Annotated in this window: 13 protein-coding genes; 8 read left to right on the top strand and 5 right to left on the bottom strand. The window is 58.0% G+C overall.

What is annotated here, in order from left to right:
* Positions 1 to 68 precede the first annotated feature (68 nt).
* On the bottom strand, positions 69 to 839 hold the full coding sequence (elyC, locus tag G5168_RS00805) for an envelope biogenesis factor ElyC (protein ID WP_421251705.1): 771 nt from the start codon (positions 837 to 839) through the stop codon (positions 69 to 71).
* 101 nt (positions 840 to 940) lie between these two features.
* On the opposite strand from elyC, the gene cmoM reads away from it, so the two are divergent.
* The 6 genes from cmoM to G5168_RS00775 all read left to right on the top strand — a co-directional run bounded on the left by cmoM (position 941) and on the right by G5168_RS00775 (position 9,599).
* A complete protein-coding gene (gene cmoM, locus G5168_RS00800; RefSeq protein ID WP_033113262.1) occupies positions 941 to 1,717 on the top strand; it encodes a tRNA uridine 5-oxyacetic acid(34) methyltransferase CmoM in 777 nt (258 codons plus the stop codon).
* 100 nt (positions 1,718 to 1,817) lie between these two features.
* Positions 1,818 to 3,137: a chromosome partition protein MukF gene (gene mukF, locus G5168_RS00795; protein WP_042030892.1), complete on the top strand. Its 1,320-nt coding sequence runs from the start codon at positions 1,818 to 1,820 to the stop codon at positions 3,135 to 3,137.
* Positions 3,118 to 3,837: a chromosome partition protein MukE gene (gene mukE / locus G5168_RS00790; RefSeq protein WP_005336835.1), complete on the top strand. Its 720-nt coding sequence runs from the start codon at positions 3,118 to 3,120 to the stop codon at positions 3,835 to 3,837. Before mukF ends, mukE begins: the two co-directional genes overlap by 20 nt.
* A gap of 3 nt (positions 3,838 to 3,840) precedes the next feature.
* On the top strand, positions 3,841 to 8,268 hold the full coding sequence (mukB, locus tag G5168_RS00785) for a chromosome partition protein MukB (protein WP_421251704.1): 4,428 nt from the start codon (positions 3,841 to 3,843) through the stop codon (positions 8,266 to 8,268).
* A 258-nt stretch (positions 8,269 to 8,526) separates the two neighbouring features.
* Positions 8,527 to 8,913 (top strand): septal ring lytic transglycosylase RlpA family protein, encoded by a 387-nt coding sequence (locus G5168_RS00780; RefSeq protein ID WP_162506377.1) that lies wholly within the window; start codon positions 8,527 to 8,529, stop codon positions 8,911 to 8,913.
* Between the two features lie 158 nt (positions 8,914 to 9,071).
* Positions 9,072 to 9,599, top strand: coding sequence for a DUF6979 family protein (locus G5168_RS00775; protein ID WP_421251703.1), 528 nt, complete (start codon positions 9,072 to 9,074; stop codon positions 9,597 to 9,599).
* 36 nt (positions 9,600 to 9,635) lie between these two features.
* On the opposite strand, the gene G5168_RS00770 is transcribed toward G5168_RS00775, so the two are convergent.
* From G5168_RS00770 to G5168_RS00760, 3 genes are all read right to left on the bottom strand, one after another.
* Positions 9,636 to 10,262, bottom strand: coding sequence for a heme-binding beta-barrel domain-containing protein (locus G5168_RS00770; protein ID WP_042055942.1), 627 nt, complete (start codon positions 10,260 to 10,262; stop codon positions 9,636 to 9,638).
* Positions 10,263 to 10,560: 298 nt separating this feature from the next.
* Positions 10,561 to 10,764, bottom strand: a complete 204-nt coding sequence (locus G5168_RS00765; RefSeq protein ID WP_158110807.1) for a hypothetical protein — start codon at positions 10,762 to 10,764, stop codon at positions 10,561 to 10,563.
* A 479-nt stretch (positions 10,765 to 11,243) separates the two neighbouring features.
* The gene (locus G5168_RS00760; protein ID WP_421251702.1) at positions 11,244 to 12,485 is read right to left on the bottom strand and encodes a lipase family alpha/beta hydrolase; all 1,242 of its coding nucleotides are present in this window, start codon (positions 12,483 to 12,485) and stop codon (positions 11,244 to 11,246) included.
* 212 nt (positions 12,486 to 12,697) lie between these two features.
* Between G5168_RS00760 and G5168_RS00755 the strand changes: the two genes are divergently transcribed.
* Positions 12,698 to 13,702: a Wadjet anti-phage system protein JetD domain-containing protein gene (locus G5168_RS00755; RefSeq protein WP_421251792.1), complete on the top strand. Its 1,005-nt coding sequence runs from the start codon at positions 12,698 to 12,700 to the stop codon at positions 13,700 to 13,702.
* A gap of 41 nt (positions 13,703 to 13,743) precedes the next feature.
* On the opposite strand, the gene G5168_RS00750 is transcribed toward G5168_RS00755, so the two are convergent.
* Positions 13,744 to 14,337, bottom strand: coding sequence for a hypothetical protein (locus tag G5168_RS00750; RefSeq protein WP_421251701.1), 594 nt, complete (start codon positions 14,335 to 14,337; stop codon positions 13,744 to 13,746).
* Between the two features lie 610 nt (positions 14,338 to 14,947).
* Here G5168_RS00750 and ygeW point away from each other — a divergent pair.
* The gene (gene ygeW / locus G5168_RS00745; RefSeq protein ID WP_005336811.1) at positions 14,948 to 16,135 is read left to right on the top strand and encodes a knotted carbamoyltransferase YgeW; all 1,188 of its coding nucleotides are present in this window, start codon (positions 14,948 to 14,950) and stop codon (positions 16,133 to 16,135) included.
* Positions 16,136 to 16,234 lie beyond the last annotated feature (99 nt).

Genomic DNA, 16,234 nt, shown 5'->3' with positions numbered 1-16,234 from the left:
CCCGGCGGCAAATGACGTAATTTTTTTTCGCTTTCCTGATCCAAATCAGGAATGAAACGCTTGATCGCTCATTCGTTAACCTGCCCCCGCAAGCGAGCCCACCATACCCCAATCCATTCGTGGATGGCAGCTTCGGAATACATCAGATAACGCCCTTTGGGTAAATAACTGTAGAGGGGCTGGGGTACCTGGCTCTGCTTGGCGGTGTAATCGGTGGGGGCCGGCACTGCATTGAGTCCCTGACCTTGATAGAGGGCCATGGCTCGTGGCAAATGAGTGGCCGAACTGACCAGCGCCACCTCTTTTCCCTTGAGGTGGCGGCTGATACTGACCGCCTCATCATGAGTGTCTTTGTTGTTTTCAAACAACGTCATCCGCGAACGGGGTATGCCGAGGCTCTCGGCCATCCGGGCATTGACCTCGGCATTGGAGAGGGTATCCCCCGACACATAGCCGGAGAAAACCAGCTCGGCGTCGGGATAGGCCTCGGCGAGGCGCACCCCTTCGAGAGTCCGTGCCAGCGAGATATTGTTCTGCCAACTGCGCATCGGCACCGCCGGGTCGCTGACATGACCATTGCCGAGCACCACGATGGCGTCGATGTTGGGATGCTGGCTCACCTCGAACGGCGGGAAGGTTTGCTCCAGCCCGCGGGCCAGTTCGTAGCTCACCGGCCGCATTCCCAGCAGGGCGACCAGCAGCAGCGACAGAGTCGCCAGCAGCTTGCCGGTTTTCTGAAAACGGGTGAACCAGAGCAGCAGCAGGGCGACCAGCAGCAAGGAGAGGGAGAAGGGGAGCGGCATCAACAGCTGACCAAGCCACTTTTTGAGCACAAACACGGCAGACACTTCCTTGAGTTTTCAGCAAATTCGGGATGTGACAGAATACCTCTCTTTTTTGGGATGGCCACAACCCTGTGGCGCTAATGTTGAGTTTCTCCTTGAAGCACGATCAGAGTTTTGACGGGCGCGCCGACAAGTTCGCCCGCAACATTTACGACTCCACCAAGGGGCGCATCCGCACCACCATTGTCTGGAGCGACATAGAAGCCTGCCTGGCCCGCCTTGGCAACCGACCGCTGCGCATCCTCGATGCGGGGGGCGGTTTTGGCTATTTCGCCCAGAAGCTGGCGGCCATGGGTCATCAGGTGGAGCTGTGCGATCTGTCAGCAGAAATGCTGGAACTGGCCCGCAGCCAGATCGCCGAGAAGGGGCTGGAAGACAAAATTCGTCTCATCCATTGCCCCATTCAGGATCTGAAGCAACACGTGACCGGGACCTTTGATCTGGTGCTCTGCCATGCGGTGCTGGAGTGGCTTGCCGAGCCGCGGCAGACCTTGCTGGGTCTGTTCCCTTTCGTCAATGCCGGGGGCATACTGTCGCTGCTTTTTTACAACCGTCATGGTTTGCTCTTCCAGAGCCTGGTGGTGGGCAATTTTGACTATGTGCGCCTTGGTCTTCGCAAGAAGCGCCAGACAGCGCTTACGCCCACCAATCCCCAGCTGCCGGAGCAGGTCTATGACTGGATTGGTCGCGGGGGGCTGCGCATCATCGGCAAGACCGGGGTGCGGGTGATCCACGACTATATGCGTCACAAGCAGGATCAGGTGGAGAAGTTCGACGATCTGCTGGCCATGGAGCAGCAATATTGCCGTCAGGAGCCTTTTGTCTCCCTCGGTCGCTATATCCATGTGATGGCCCAGAAGCCGGCCAGCTGATTGCTCGCGGTTCACGTCGATGTGAACCATGTTTTCGATGCTACCGGATGTAGCCGCGCGCACGATTTTGCGCCCAATACAACAACGAGATGACAACATCATGATGAGTACATCCCGTACCCTGCCCGAAATGGTGGGATGGGTCAGGCAGGAGGGGTTGGCGTTGAGCCTGCCCACCGATCGGCTGGCCTTTCTGATTGCAATCAAGACGCTATCCGAAGATGAGTCGGACCTGTCGGAAGCAGCACTGCACGACGCTTTTGGCTATGTCAGCAGCGCCTTCGGCCAGATGGACGAGACCCTCACCGGTCGCGCCAACAACGCCATCAACGATCTCATTCGCCAGCAGTTGCTGTCGCGTTTCAACACCGACATGGTGGCGGGGGAGAGCCTCTACCGCCTGTCTCGCCTGGGCGTGAGCATCGTCGACTTCTTTATGGATCAGCGTCAGGTTGACTCCATCAAGCTCTCCATTCTGCTCGAGCACCTGGCTTCCGAGCTCGACACCGCCCGCAAGGCGGCGCTCGAGACCAACACCCGCGAGCAGTGGGATGCCGAGGTGCTGCCGCGCCTCACCTTCTCGCTGGAAGAGACGCTGGGGCGCATCGATCTCACCCAGCGCGCCATGGATGAACAGCAGAATCAGGTCAAGAGCGAGATTGCGGCCCTGCTGACCCAGAACTGGGTCGATGCCATTCACAGCTGCGAAAAGCTGCTGCACGAGACCGGCCAGACCCTACGCGAGCTGCAGGATACCCTGGACGCTGCCGGCCACCGCCTGCAGGCTGGGCTGCTCAACATTCAGGAAGCGGCGCAGGGGCGCGACGATCTGTTCCACGTCGAGGAGCTGACTCACGCCTTGCAAGGGCGCCTTGACGTCATCACCAGCTGGGGTCAGCAGTGCATCGAGCTCTGGTCCCGCTACGACAGGCACGTCCACAAATTTATCCGCAACGCCATCGACATGGACAAGAACCGCGCCTTCAGCCAGCGGCTGCGCGAGTCCATCCGCAATTTCGAGCAGCACAACTGGCAGCTGCGGGTGGCCGAAGAGCCCCGTCTGCTGGAGCTGCGCGACGAGACCATCGCCATCCATGACGAGGAGGTGACCGGCGAGGTGCCCCTCGAGATGGAGTACGTCGAGATGGTGGACATCAACCAGGAGCTGGCCGAGCGTATCGAGCGCTATCTGGCCCGCTACCCCGAGCAGGGGCAGCAGCTGGACTTGGCCGATGTGCTGCGCGAATACCTGCTGGACTACCCGGCTCATGCCCACTTCGATGTGGCGCGTCTTCTGATCGACCAGGCCGTGCGCCTGGGCCATGCCAGCGGCGAGCGCGAACTGCATCGCCAACCCGCATGGAAACCCATTAACCAAGCTGGATCCAAGGTTCAGGCCTATGTCATTGATCAATTCTGAGTTTCCCTTGCCGCTGCGCCTCGCAGAGGCGATTGCCAACCCCTTGTTTCCGCGCATCGACACCGCCTTGCGCTCCGGCCGCCACATCAGTGCCGACGAGTTCGAGCAGCATTCGGCGCTGGTCGAATATCACAGCGAGCTGGAGATCTTCTACGGTCGCTATCAGGTGGAGCTGATCAAGGCGCCGGAAGGCTTCTTTTACCTGCGCCCGCGCCCGAGCTCCGACATCGGCACCACTGTGCTCTCCGAGCTCGATATGCTGGTGGGCAAGGTGCTCTGCTACCTCTACCTGAGTCCGGATCGTCTCGCCTCGGAAGGGGTATTCGCCATGGCTGAGCTGCAGGAAGAGGTGCTGAGCCTCGCCGACGAGAAGCAGCTGCTGCGGATGGTCAACAGCCGCTCCGGCGGTACCGATCTCGACAAGAAAAAGTTGCTCGAAAAGATCCGTACCTCCATGCGCCGTCTGCGCCGCCTTGGCATGATCACCGCTCTTGGCAATGGCGATAAATTTCGGGTCAACGAATCGGTGTTCCGTTTCGCCGCCGACGTGCGCTCCGATGAAGATCCGCGTGCCGTCCAGCTGCGGATGATCCAGGAGGGTGAAGCCATCTTCCACGACGACGAAATGCCGAGCAGCGACTCGCTCTTTGATGACATCGAGGCGGATCTCGATGAAGAACAACTGGATCTGGAGGTATAACCGGTGCGAGGCAAGTTCAAATCCCTGACCATGGTCAACTGGAACGGCTTCTTTGCCCGGACCTTCGATCTCGACCAACTGGTCACCACTCTTTCCGGCGGCAACGGCGCGGGCAAGTCCACCACCATGGCGGCCTTTATCGCAGCGCTCATCCCTGACCAGTCACTGCTCCATTTCCGCAATACCACGGAAGCGGGATCGAGCAGCGCCTCCCGTGACAAGGGGCTCTACGGCAAGCTGCAGCGCGGGCACTGCTATTCCCTGCTGGAAGTGATGAACAGCCGCGAACAGCGGATCTGGGTCGGCGTTCACCTCGAGCAGGTGGCCAACCGCGACAACAAGGTCAACATCACCCCGTTTGCGCTGGTGGATGTGCCGGAGAATCTGGCGCCGACCGATCTGCTGCTGGAGAAGCTCGATGGCGGCAAGGGGCGGGTACGCGCCTTTACCGACCTGAAAGGGGCGGCCGCCGAGCTGGGGGCGTTGAAAGTCGCCAAATTCAATACGGTGACCGACTATCACAACTTTATGTTCGAGTTCGGCATCACCCCGAAGAAGCTGCGTGATCAAAAAGATCGCGGCAAGTTCTATCGCCTGATCGAAGCCTCCCTCTACGGCGGCATCTCCTCGTCCATCAGCCGTTCCCTGCGCGAATACCTGCTGCCGGAGAACTCCGGGGTGCGCAAGGCGTTTGCAGACATGGAGGCGGCCATCTATGAAAACCGCCGCACGCTGGAGGCCATCAAGGAGACCCAGGGTCAGCGGGATCTGTTCAAGAACCTGATCACCGAGACCACCCACTATGTGGCCGCCGACTATGTGCGCAATGCCGCCGAGAAGAGCCGCCTCTCCGAGCTGGCCCTCAAGGCGCGCCAGGAGCTGGCCGACAAGCGCCGTATTCTGGCCGAAGAGAAGCAGCGCGCCATCTATCTGGCCGACGAGGTGGAGCAGCTCACCAACCGCGAAAAATTGCTGACCGACGAGCTGGAGTCTGCCTCCGAGCATCTGGCCAAGGTGATGGCGGCTGTCAGCTTGCAGAAGAAGATCGAAATGTATCGCGCCGATCTGGCGGATCTCTCTGACAAACTCGAACAGCAGCAGGCGGTAGTGGAAGAGATCCACAGCCAGCTGCTGGAAGTGGAAGAGCGCAAGGAGCTGGCGCAGGCAGAAGTCGACAGCCTCAAGACCCAGCTGGCCGACTACCAGCAGGCGCTCGATATCCAGCAGACCCGCGCCATCCAGTATCGTCAGGCGGTGCAGGCCCTCGATGCTGCCCGCGAGCAGTGCGAGCTGCCGGGGCTGACCGCCGAACAGGCGAGTGACACCCTGCACCAGTTCCGCGCAGCCGAGCAGAGCCTCACCAGCCGGGTGCTGGGGGCCGAGCAGCAGCTGGCACTGGCCAAGGCGGCAGTGGCCGAGCACGAAGCGGCGCTGGCGCTGCTGCTCAGTATCGCTCCGGAAACAGTGCGCGAGGCCGCCTGGCCCACCGCGCAGGCGCTGCTCAAGCGTCATATCGAAGACAAGGCTCGCATTGCCCAGGGGCAGGGGCTGCGCGCCGCGCTGGCTCGCCTAGAGAAAGAGAGCGAAAGCCAGAAGAGTCTCTTCAAGCTGCGTGACGAGCTGCAGCAGGCCTCTGGCCAGCTGATTGCCAGCAGCGATGAGCTGGAGATCTTCCTCGAAGCCCAGCGCCCCCGTCAGGAGGAGCTCTCCGAGCAGCAGGCCGAGGTGAACCAGCGCCGCGCCAGCCTCGAGCATCAGGGCACCCAGCTGGGTCGCGATATCAGCGATCTCACCAAGCTGGCGCCGCGCTGGCTCAAATCCTTTGAAAAACTCGAGCAGCTGCGCGAGCAGAGCGGTCTGCCGCTCTCCACCGCTGAAGAGCTTTCGGCCGGTATGCAGACAGTGCTCGACAAGGAGCGCGAGTTCGAACAGGAGAGCAACCGCATCGCGGCGCAGAAACAGGCGCTGGAGCTGCAAATTCGCAACCTGCAGCTGGGGGCTGGCGAGGCAGATCCCCGTCTTGCCCGCATCGCCGAGCAGGTGGGGGGCGTGCTGCTCTCCGATGTCTATGACGATATCTCCATCGACGATGCCCCTTACTACTCCGCGCTCTACGGCCCGGCTCGCAGCGCCCTGGTGGTGCTCGACCTTGAGGGTGCCATCGAGCGGCTGAAAAAGCTGGAAGATTGCCCGGAAGATATTTACCTGATTCAGGGCAACCCCGACTCCTTTGACGAGGATCTGGTGGAAGCGGACGAGCTGGGAGACGCCGTGCTGGTGCGCACCAGCAAGCGTCAGGTGCGCTTCTCCCGCTACCCCGAGCTGCCGCTGTTTGGCCGCGCCGCCCGGGAAAAACGGATCGAGCAGCTCGACCTTGAGCGCGAAGGGCTCATCGAGGGTTACGCCAAGGCGGCTTTCGAGCAGCAGAAGTACCACCGTCTCTACGGTCACTTCCGCGACTTTATCGGCCAGCATCTGGATATCGCCTTCCGCCCCGACCCGGAAGCCGAAGTGCAGGCCAAACAGGCCGAACTGCGCGCGCTGCAAGGGGCCATCGGCGAGTGCGACAAGCAGCTGAGTGATGCCAAAGCGGCCGGCGCCCAGCTGACTCGCCATATCCAGCTGGTGCAGGGGATGCTGCCCTTTGCCCACCTGTTTGCCGAGATTGATCTGGCGGCCCGCCTCGAGGCGGCTCACGCCGATGTGGAAGCGCTAAAACAGGCCGAAGCCTTTATCGCCAAGCACGGCAAGTCGCTGGAAAAACTGGAAACCATGGTGCAGGTGCTGCGTCAGGATCCGCAGGATCTTGCGGCGCTGCAGGCTGCCTATGATGAGGTGAGCGACCTGCTGGCCGAGCAGAAGCGCCGTTGCTACGCCCTCGATCAGCTGGTGGCCCGTCTGCCGCATTTTGCCTATCAGGATGCGCAAGACCTGCTGGGCAAGGCCTCCGAGATGAGCGAGCGACTCAAAGAGAAGCTGAAAGCGGCCGAGCTTGCCGCCCGCACCGCTGGCGAGCAGCACAAGCAGATTGCCCTGCGCCACACCGAGGCGCTACAACTGCGCACCGCCCTCAACTCCAGCGTCGAGGCCAAGCGCCAGACCCTGACCGAGTTCGAGCAGGAGCTGGCGGCCATGGGGCTGACCCTCTCTGATGACATGGAAGAGAAGGCGCGCGCCCACAAGAAAGAGATCGAAGAGCTGCTGATCCGCACCCGTTCCCGTCGCACCAGCGCCGAGGCCCAGTTGCAGGTCACCAAGCGCGAGATCGAATCCCTTGGCGGTCGTCTCAAGCTCGAAGGCAAGGATTACTACAGCGCCCGTAAATCTCTGGTGGGCCACAAGGCGAGCTGGTCGCGGGTGGTGCGGCTGGCGCGGGAGACCGACGTCGAGAAGCGTTTAAACAAGCGCGAGCTGGCGTACCTAGACAGCGACGAGCTGCGCTCCATGTCGGACAAGGCCCTCGGCGCCCTGCGGGTGGCGGTGGCGCACGACGAAGCTCTTCGCGATGCGCTGCGTCTCTCCGAGGGCAACCGCAGCACCGAGCAGAAGGTGGCCTTCTATGTGCAGGTCTACCGCTACCTCAAGGATCGCATTCGCAACGACATCATCCGCTCCGATGATCCGGTCGAGGCGATCGAAGAGATGGAGATCGAGCTGGCCCGTCTGGCTGACGAGCTCAAGCAGCGGGAAACCCACCTGTCGCTCTCCTCCCACGAGGTGGCGGCCAAGATCACCAACATCATTCGCCGCGAGCAGAACCGCATCCGGGTGCTCAACCAGGGCTTGCAGAACATCGCCTTCGGTTTGGTGCGCGGGGTGCGCCTCAACGTCAATATCCGCGAGGCCCATACCCGACTGCTGACGGCGCTGGCCGATCAAACCGCCATGCACAACGATCTGTTCGCCGACAAGGAGCTCAGCTTTTCCGAGGCGATGGCCAAGCTGTTCCAGCGCCTGAACCCGCAGATCGAGCAGGGGGATCGCAGCTATCAGGTGATGGGCGACGTGCTGCTCGACTATCGCAACTATCTGGAGCTGGAGATCGAGGTGCAGCGCGGTGCCGACGGCTGGCTGCGGGCCGAGAGCGGTGCGCTCTCTACCGGTGAGGCGATCGGTACCGGTCAGGCCATCCTGCTGATGGTGTTGATCAGCTGGGAGGAGGAGTCCCGCCGTCTGCGCGGCAAGGATATCGCCCCCTGCCGCCTGTTGTTCCTCGACGAAGCGGCCCGTCTGGATGGCAAATCCATCGCCACCCTGTTCGAGCTGTGCGAGCGCCAGGATATGCAGCTGCTTATCGCGGCGCCCGAGAACATCAGCCCCGAGAAGGGCACCACCTACAAGCTCATCCGCAAGGTGCAGGGCAAGCACGAGCACGTACATGTGGTGGGCCTGCGCGGTTTCGGCTTTGCCGATGACAAGCTGATTGCCTGAGAAGTCTCTGGCCCATCCGACACGGGATGACCGGTAACTAGTTGAAAGGGAGGCATTTGCCTCCCTTTTTACATGGAAGATATGGCAAAGTAGCCGCACGGTCGCTGCTGCCTGACAACAAGGCGAGTAACATGGTGAGTGCCTTGGAGCTATGGCAAGGTGAGAGCTCCCGCCTGCAAACGTGTCGCCAGCGTCACCTGCCGTATCGAAGAAGAAAAATTGCGCATAGCGAAAAGAAGAAGAGAGGAGAGGTGAAAGGTGCAACATATCCAGAAAGGGCTGCTGTTATCTCTTTGCCTGCTGTTGGCGGCCTGTAGCAGCCGTTATGACGAGAGTCACGGCGGCAGCTGGCGCGGCTATAGCGAAACCGGCTACGCCAGCTATTATGCCGACCGTTATCATGGCAAAAAGACCGCCAGCGGCGAGATCTATCGCAACAACCTCAATAGCGCCGCCCATATGGAATTGCCCTTCGGCTCCATGGTGCGGGTCACCAACCTCGCCAACGGCAAGAGCGTAGTGGTCAAGGTCAATGACCGCGGCGCCTTTAAAAGTGGGCGTATTATCGATCTCTCCAAATCTGCCTTTAGCACCATCGGCAATATTCGCGACGGGATTATCAAAGTAAAGATAGAGGTGCTCTAGGCTGGGTGAATCCGTTTATACACGAAAATGGATGTTGATGAATGATATTGGAAGGCTGACATCGACCAGTCAGCCTTTCGGTAGATAAAGATATAACATTGATATGGATCAATATTTAATTCAGCTAAAAATGGATTTGTTATCAATGGAAAAAATCGATGATCGTGATTGATATTTATTTTAGCTTATCTCGCCTGTTCGGCCTTACTATGGGGCAAAAGGAGGGATTAGTGATGATTATCTATGGTAAATATGGTGGTGCAGCGCTGAGAGCTGTTCATCTGATGGCGCAGAATAATTATGGGCATGCCACCGCCTGGGATATGGCTATTGCTGAAGCATTTGGTGATGATATTAGTACAGGGAAATTCAAGAATAATCCAAAGGTAACTTTTTTGACTCTTTGCAGTCTTGGTTGTATCAGTTGCATCATGCCAGTTCATTATGTAGCTGCGACCAAAACCAGAGCATATGTGTTGGCTGCCATTGATTTATTGTCACACAAGGATATTACCAAACCGATCAATCCCGAGCAGTTATGGCTGGAAGTGGTCTCGGCCTGTAAGAGCGGCAAGGTTGTTAAGCATAACAATCAGATGGATGTCATTCTGACACTCTGGTATGCCGGTGTGCTTAACCCCGAGTGGGATAGGGATGCCATCAGGATAGACTATCGACGAATATAAAAAAGCCAAGGTAATGAATACCTTGGCCATGAAACATCAATTGGTTCTGGTCAGGGATGCACTATCGGAGTGTGCGAATGGCTTGCCATACACCATCAGGTTGGTGGTTTGACTGTATTTGAGGAGATCTTTCTCTGAGAAGTCCAGAGTCATCGAGAAATCCGTGGTGGAATCATTAATGGTCATATAATTGCTTTCCGCAATACCGCGCTTGCCCGTCTTGAACTCGATTTTGTTACCCGCTTTGCCTTCAGTGACCACACAGACTGCACGGGGTATACAGTATGAGTTGTAAACAAGCTGATTAGTCTTGTCATAAATCAGATAGCCGCGTTGGTCATGAAATTTCCCATTATCGCTTTTTCTGAATACTTCCTGTTTGTAATACATGGCTACCAGATATTGTTCGCTGGCATTTTTAGCATCGGCTGCCGGTTCAAAAGTAATGACTTCGTAAAAGGGTTCCACTGCCGGCCCCCCTTTGCCAACTTTGCTACCCTCCTGGCCGGGTGCTACATCTACACCACCAGCATCGGTGCTTTTCCATGTGCCAGCCAACTGAGCTAATGGACCAAAATCCAGACCGTTGATAATAGTGCTGGACTCTGCGTGAGCGAGCGTGGCACAGGTAATTAATGCTATGGGTAAGATAACTTTATTCATTGTGATAACTCCATCACTAATAATGACTTGCGAATAAATATGTTCAGCAAAGTAATTGTTATAACGCACCAAGGGTGTGGTCAATGATATTGAGTGATGGTGGTTCGTTTTTGTGATGTATGATTTGCTTTTTCGTGGCTAAATAAATTGAATTTGATATAAGACAATGTTGTATTTTTTCATCGCGCTTCCTCAGATATATCGTGATAGAGATAAAGGAAAATTGACATGATGCGATGATTATTATGTCAACGGCGTGAATATTTCACTCAGCCCCATCAATTGAAGGCGATAGCCACTAACTCTGTGGCACCCTGACCCCTTTATCGAGATAGAGGCTGCTGTAGTTGGCCCTGTGGGTGACAAACATCACCTGATGGCGGCTGCCGTCGGAGAGGATAACAAAATCCCCCGCCTGAGCGGGGCTCTGCAAGGTGATCTCCTGCTCGGGGGCGGTCAGGCGATCGACATCTTCCTTGAAAGTGAGGGTGTAAGAGTACATATGGCGCTCCACTGCTGGCTCATATCAAACACTCCGTTGAAGGTAGTTGCTGACAAGGGGGCGCGCGGCGCCCGATTGGCGCTGTTAGACCAAATAGCGGTGATGAGAACGTGCGTGGTTTCAGCTGGGTTGTTCTGCTGAGGTGCGCTTGAGGCGTTTACATCAAGGCCATTGGTATCAAAACGATGGTAAAGGGGCGAAAGGGGGATGAAAAAACCGCCTATTGGCGGTTTTTCTTATGCAATGGGCCCTACTTCAGGGCCTTCTTCAGCTTCTTGATCTTGCTTTCATGCTTGGCAATTTTCTCAAGACGAGCGGCGATCTTCTTCTTGATCTCTTTTTTGCTTGCTTTGGCCATCGGTGGCGCTCCTTTGCAGTGGGGACACATCAAGTGTCAGTGTGGGTCTTCCCTTTGACGTCCCAGAGTGCCACAGGGCTCCTTTGTGAACCAGCATTCTGTTGCTTTAATAGCCAGTTCGCTATAACTGCAAGGGGCTGAGCCAGCGCAGCAGTTGCTGGCCAACCTGCGGGTTGGCGAGCAGGGCCATATGGCTGGTGCGATAGACAATCAGGGTATGGGCAGGAAGAAAAGCCAGCTGATGGCGCGCTTCGTTGTGCTGACCGAGGGCACTGCGTAGCGGCACCAGTCCATCGCCAATCAGCCGGTCGGCCAGCAGGCTGCGCTTGGCGGCAGTGGTCGCGGCAATGGCATAGCAGTTGACGCCATAGGGCAAGGGGAGTGGCGTGCGAGGATCCTGTGAGGGGACGGCGGGATCCGGCCGTGCAACGGTATCGCTCACCTTGCCGTGGCGCAGATCCCTGATGCCTGCACTGCGCAGCCGCGCCAGTCTGACGAAGGGCTCGCTGTAGGCGGTGGCGGGCAGCAACTGCTCCAGCCAGTGACCGGCGTGTTCGAGCGGCGCGCCGTGGTGTGGTGTGCCGAGAAATATCAGGTTGGCAAGGTGCGCAGGCCAGGTGAGCCCGGCCACGCCGGCATGGTGGCGGGCGCTGCGGGCAACCAGTCCCCCCATGCTGTAGCCCATTATCGTTATCTCTTTGAGCTCTCCCGGCCAGTGGGCGAGCAACTGCTCCAGCAGCAGGGCCAGCGCCTGTCCGTTTTGTGCGATGGGCAAGCCCGAGTTGTAGCGCAGGTAAAGAGGCTGATAGCCAAGCACGTTGGCAAGTTGCTCCCCGTGATTGACCGGCTTGCCTTGATGCTCGGTCTGCCACTGCAGATCGTTCATGCAGAGGCCATGGATCATCAGCAGCACCCGTCCCTCGCGGGGTAGATCCTTTGGCATCGCCTGCCAATCGAGGGGCTTGCCCTGATAGCGCAGTGTCATGGGGGTGGCGAGAGCATTGTGGTGTTCGACCAGCTTGTCCCCCAACACGCCGTTGAGCGTGGCGATCAGGGCCGCGCGTTTCGGGGTTTCGGGGATCTGGTGGGGCGGCGGTGTGGCTGGCAGGCGGCTGAGCAGATGGTTGATGCCGCTGCTTAGGTTGTTGGCGGCGTCATGTACCCTCTTGTAGACCAGTCCGGTGATCCCGGCTGTTTTTCCCTCATCCCGTCCCTTGAGCCCCATACCACTCAGTACCGCCTGATGTACCGCTTCGGTGATCTCTACCGCGGCGGGCAGCGCCAGAGTCAGCAGGTGCGCCAGCTCGCGGATATCCGAAAGATGCCAGGAAGAGGATGGCGAGGGGTCTGTGGCGTCGGTCATGGCAAGCCCTTGTGAAAGCGGGTATCGCGTTGTCGTGCCGCGAAGAGCGCAGCGTATCTCTATATCAAACCAGCTTGCTCCCTTTGTGGCGGGTTTACCAGTAACGGGCCATGCATGGCGGGGCTGATAAGAACCGCTTGCGAAGCCGGTCACGGTAATGACAGGGAAAATCACCTCTACTTTGTCATATGAAGCCACATGGAGAGGTGATGATGTCGCTGTTTAATGAGGTGCGGGTACAGAATTTGTGTGCACGGTTGTTCGATAGCCAGAACGGAAAGGGCTGCTCCCTTGAGAGTCGGCATGGCCGCGAGTTGAAGGAGTTGCTGCAGGCGGTGGGCGGAGTCGAGTCAGTTGGGCGCAGTTCCCGTCATATATTGACCGAAGCGGGGCGGACTTATCTGACCGGACAACTGGCACGGGCAGAGCCCCCCGAACCGGACAAGCGTAAGCAGCTGCAACGTCTGGGAGTGAGTTTGCCTGCACGGCTCAATCAGGCCTGCTTTTATGCCCTCTGGCATGGGGACAGCAAGCATCCGCGGTCAGCATCCCTTGCAGCGCCACAGCTTGCGAACTTGTCGCTCACGCAGGATAAGATGATCCGCATCCGTTCCCTCGAACCGCTCTCGCTGGTCGATCGGCAGGGTCAGCAGCACGATATGACGGCAATGATGGCGCTGCTGGGGGAGTTGGCGTTGCTGGAGCGGACTCTGGGCACGCTGGCGGCCATCGGCTGGCAAGGGGAGCTTGTCATTACGGTGGAGAACAAGGGAGCCTTTGTCGACTACCCGCTGCAACCCGGGCAACTACTGCTCTTTGCCCCCGGTCGCAATACCACCTTGGCCAAACAGCTGATCCCGCTGTTGCCTGCGGGCGTGCAGTGGGCCCATTTCGGTGATCTCGATCAACGGAGTATCGATATTGCCATCGAGCTGGCGCGCGAGCTAAATCGTCCTGCCATGCTCTGGCTTCTCTGTGAGCTGCAGCCTTATCTGGAGCACTATGCCCGTCCGGTACGCACCTTTGCGGCGGGCAGTGGCAAGGTGCCCTGGCGTGTGACGACGCAGGCTGATCAGGTCGATGGTCATGGCACGCTGGCAGGCGTTCCCTGGCTCGATAAACTGATCACAGACGGGACTTGGCTGGAGCAGGAGGTATTGATTCTGGCCTCTTACTGGCGGAGCTGGTCATTGGAAGAGATGGGCAATCAGGTGTGAAACGGGGAGCCCGCGCTCCCCGTCATTTCGTGGTCAGCTGTTTACTTGGCGTTGATGGGCCCCTTGGTGCCGGCATCATTATCGACCCAGCCATCTTCACCCTTGATGCGGCGATCCCCCTGAATGGTGTAGATGACCATGCCATCCTTGAACACCAGCGCGCCATCAGATTTCTTGGCATTGACCTTCTTGTCGTTGACCCACACCTGATCCTTGTCATCGATGCGGATATTGGCCACGGTGGCGCCGGTTTGGGGGAAGGTGGCGATCCAGTTGCCCGCATAGGGGCTGGCGCTGGTTGCCGCGGCCGGAGCATTGCCAACACTGGCAGCCGCGTTCTCAGCCTTGGTTTTGTTGATATCGCAGCCATTGAGCTCGCTCACCTGAGTGCAGCCCGAGCGCTCCAGCTTCTGCTCATAGCTCAGATTCAGACCGCCCTCCGCGGCCGGGGCGGCCGCGCCAAATCCCGCCTTGGCATTTTCCGCTTTGGTTTTGTGAATGTCACAGCCTTGCGCCTCGGTGACCTGGGTGCAGCCGGAGTGCTCCAGTTGCTCGGCATATTTGGCGCTGATGGCGTGGGCAGGGGTGATACCGAGCAGGGTCAGGGTGATGAGCAGAGCAGCATTCCTGGACATAGATAATCCCTCAAAGATGTAAGTCATGCAGGTTCACCCGCGCAGTTGCGGCAGTGAACGTCGGCCTCTCCTGAGCATCCGATACAGATGCGCAGCTGGCGTATTCACGTTAGCACCTTGGGCCAACCGCGCCCAGCGATGTGGCCGGAAGATAAGGCGAGAGGTGATACGGGCGGGGAGCGAAGGGGAGACGAGATAGCAGCAGTGTCAACGCTGGAGAGATCCTTCCAAGAGAAAAGGTGTTGCGGGCATTATCATAATGATAACGACAGCCCCGCTGATATCATTTCAGCCCCTGAAACTGACCTTTGATGATAATTCTCACCGACGTCGAGATATCGCCTTTGATTATTATCACCTTGCTATTTTATGGCTTGGCTGATCTGCGCACATTTTTATGGATTAAATCGCTGAAATAGCCGCTGATTTTGTGGGTGACATCACACACTTTCGCCATTTATTAATATCTGCCTGCATTTTATTGGTTTGGCATGGTTATTGATTGCCTCATATCGACGCTAACCGACGCGCTCACCCACAACCGGGATGCTGGTGACATCGTGAGTGAAAGGGGAGCTATCCATATCTCATCCAATGATTGGGGCGAACGATGAAAGCAGTTAACGAATTAATCAAAGAGATCAGAGCACTCAAATCCAACCTGCATGAAAAAGATTTTCTGCTGACCTGGGAGCAAACGCCTCAGGAGCTGGAGCTGGTATTGAAACTGGCCGAATCCCTCAAGACCCTGCGCGCCGAAAATATCTGCACCAAACTGTTTAACAGCGGGCTCGGTATCTCGGTTTTCCGCGATAACTCCACCCGAACCCGCTTCTCTTATGCCTCTGCGCTGAACCTGCTCGGTCTGGCCCAGCAGGATCTGGATGAGGGCAAATCCCAGATCGCCCACGGTGAGACCGTCCGTGAAACCGCCAACATGATCTCCTTCTGCGCCGATGCCATCGGGATCCGTGACGACATGTTCCTCGGTGCCGGTAATGCCTATATGCGCGAAGTGGGGGCTGCACTGGACGAAGGGTTCGAGAAGGGCGTGCTGCCCCAGCGTCCGGCACTGGTCAACCTGCAGTGCGACATTGATCACCCGACCCAGTCGATGGCTGATCTGGCCTGGTTGCAGGAGCACTTCGGCAGCCTGGAGAGTCTCAAGGGCAAGAAGATTGCCATGACCTGGGCCTACTCGCCGAGCTACGGCAAGCCGCTCTCCGTGCCCCAGGGCATCATCGGCCTGATGACCCGTTTCGGTATGGATGTGACCCTGGCCCACCCGGAGGGGTATGACCTGATCCCGGACGTGATCGAAGTGGCCAAGGAGAATGCCAAGGCCTCCGGCGGCAGCTTCCGTCAGGTCACCTCCATGGAAGAGGCGTTCAAGGATGCCGATATCGTCTATCCCAAGTCCTGGGCTCCCTACAAGGTGATGGAGCAGCGTACCGAGCTGTTGCGTGCCAATGACCACGCCGGTCTCAAAGAGCTGGAGAAACACTGCCTTGAGCAGAACGCCAAGCACAAGGATTGGCACTGCACCGAGGAGATGATGAAGCTCACCAAGGGGGGCGAGGCGCTCTATATGCACTGCCTGCCGGCCGATATTTCCGGCGTCTCCTGCAAGGAGGGCGAAGTAACCGAAGGGGTATTCGAGAAATACCGTATCGCCACCTACAAAGAGGCGAGCTGGAAGCCCTATATTATCGCCGCCATGATCATGGCCCGTAAATTCTCCGCCCCGGCAGAAACCCTGGAGAATCTGATTAAAGAGGCGCAAAAGCGGGTGAAATAAATAACAGAAGGGCAGGGTGAATATTCATCCTGCCCACGCTGTCGAATTCATTATTTCGAGTTTTCTCCCCGTGGTATCTGAATAACGGATCTCCCGGCG

The sequence above is a fragment of the Aeromonas sp. 600724 genome, from assembly GCF_049175135.1.
Lineage (GTDB): Bacteria > Pseudomonadota > Gammaproteobacteria > Enterobacterales > Aeromonadaceae > Aeromonas > Aeromonas veronii_A.
Note: the sequence above shows the minus strand (reverse complement) of the source record. Positions and strands in the feature narration are given on the sequence as shown.

Coding starts and splice junctions, on each gene's coding strand:
- mukF (WP_042030892.1), top strand. CDS start 1,818: ATGATGAGTACATCCCGTACCCTGCCCGAAATGGTGGGATGGGTCAGG.
- mukE (WP_005336835.1), top strand. CDS start 3,118: ATGTCATTGATCAATTCTGAGTTTCCCTTGCCGCTGCGCCTCGCAGAG.
- G5168_RS00775 (WP_421251703.1), top strand. CDS start 9,072: ATGATCGTGATTGATATTTATTTTAGCTTATCTCGCCTGTTCGGCCTT.
- G5168_RS00770 (WP_042055942.1), bottom strand. CDS start 10,262: ATGAATAAAGTTATCTTACCCATAGCATTAATTACCTGTGCCACGCTC.
- G5168_RS00765 (WP_158110807.1), bottom strand. CDS start 10,764: ATGTACTCTTACACCCTCACTTTCAAGGAAGATGTCGATCGCCTGACC.
- G5168_RS00760 (WP_421251702.1), bottom strand. CDS start 12,485: ATGACCGACGCCACAGACCCCTCGCCATCCTCTTCCTGGCATCTTTCG.
- G5168_RS00755 (WP_421251792.1), top strand. CDS start 12,698: ATGTCGCTGTTTAATGAGGTGCGGGTACAGAATTTGTGTGCACGGTTG.
- G5168_RS00750 (WP_421251701.1), bottom strand. CDS start 14,337: ATGTCCAGGAATGCTGCTCTGCTCATCACCCTGACCCTGCTCGGTATC.
- ygeW (WP_005336811.1), top strand. CDS start 14,948: ATGAAAGCAGTTAACGAATTAATCAAAGAGATCAGAGCACTCAAATCC.